This is a genomic window from Blastococcus tunisiensis (assembly GCF_900112815.1).
Lineage (GTDB): Bacteria > Actinomycetota > Actinomycetes > Mycobacteriales > Geodermatophilaceae > Blastococcus_B > Blastococcus_B tunisiensis.
This window is the reverse complement of the sequence record NZ_FOND01000041.1, coordinates 1-1,421: the sequence shown is the minus strand read 5'-3', so window position 1 is coordinate 1,421 and position 1,421 is coordinate 1. Positions and strand designations below refer to the sequence as shown.

1 protein-coding gene is annotated in these 1,421 nt (G+C 69.9%); it reads left to right on the top strand.

The features are described from left to right. The first annotated feature begins 119 nt into the window (after positions 1 to 119). Positions 120 to 1,367, top strand: coding sequence for an IS256 family transposase (locus tag BM142_RS24035; RefSeq protein ID WP_092204056.1), 1,248 nt, complete (start codon positions 120 to 122; stop codon positions 1,365 to 1,367). Positions 1,368 to 1,421: the final 54 nt, after the last annotated feature.

Genomic DNA, 1,421 nt, shown 5'->3' with positions numbered 1-1,421 from the left:
AGTGGCGTCCACCAGAGTGGTGTTTGACCGGCCCGGTGAGGGGCGTTGACGTAGACGTGTAGGCGGCCACCGCGTGATCTTCTTGGAGACCTTCCACAGTCCTTCAGGAGAGCCACGCGATGACCGCTCCGAGCAGTATCGACCCTGCCCACTTCCTGCACGAGCAGCTGGCCCAGGCCTCACCGGACCTGCTGCGCCAGATGCTCACGACCTTCATCGACACGCTGATGAGTGCCGAGGCTGACGCGGTCTGCGGCGCCGATTACGGGGCCCGCAGCAGCGAGCGGATCAACGTCCGCAACGGCTACCGGCCCCGGGAGTTCGACACCCGCGCGGGCACCCTGGAGGTGGCGATCCCGAAGCTGCGGTCGGGCTCCTACTTTCCGGACTGGTTGCTGGAGCGCCGTCGGCGGGCGGAGCGGGCGCTGACCACCGTGGTCGCCACCTGCTACCTGCTCGGGGTGAGCACCCGGCGGATGGAGAAGCTGGTCGAGAGCCTGGGCATCACCCGGCTATCGAAGTCCCAGGTCAGCGAGATGGCCAAGGACCTCGACGGCCAGGTCGCGGACTTCCGGCACCGCCCGCTGGACGCCGGTCCCTACACGTTCGTGGCCGCCGACGCCCTGGTGCTCAAGGTCCGCGAGGGCGGTCGGGTGGTCAACGTGCACGCCCTGGTCGCCACCGGCGTCAACGCAGACGGGCACCGGGAGATCCTCGGCCTACAGGTAACCTCCGCCGAGGACGGCGCCGGCTGGCTGGCCTTCTTCCGCGATCTCACCGCCCGTGGCCTGACCGGGGTCGCGCTGGTGACCTCCGATGCGCACCGCGGCCTGGTCGACGCGATCGGCGCCACCCTGCCCGGGGTGGCCTGGCAGCGCTGCCGCACCCACTACGCGGCCAACCTGATGGCCGCCTGCCCGAAGAGCAGCTGGCCGTGGGTGCGCGCGCTGCTGCACTCGGTCTACGACCAGCCCGACGCCACCTCGGTGCACGCCCAGTTCGACCGCGTCCTCGACGCGCTGGCCGACAAACTCCCCAAGGTCGCCGAGCACCTCGAGACCGCCCGCGCCGACGTGCTCGCGTTCACCGCCTTCCCCAAGGAGGTCTGGCGCCAGATCTGGTCGAACAATCCGAGCGAGCGGCTCAACCGGGAGATCCGCCGGCGCACCGACGTGGTCGGCATCTTCCCCGACCGCGACTCCCTGATCCGCCTGGTCGGCGCCGTACTGGCCGAGCAGCACGACGAGTGGGCCGAAGGCCGCCGCTACCTCGGCCTTGACGTCCTCGCCCGCTGCCGCATCCGACCCGTTGCCGACACCGACTCCACCACCGCTGAGGAGGTGACTATTCCGGCGCTCAGCGCCTAACGAATCACGAAGATCACGCGCCAGCCGTCACACACCACGCCAGCGGACTTGACC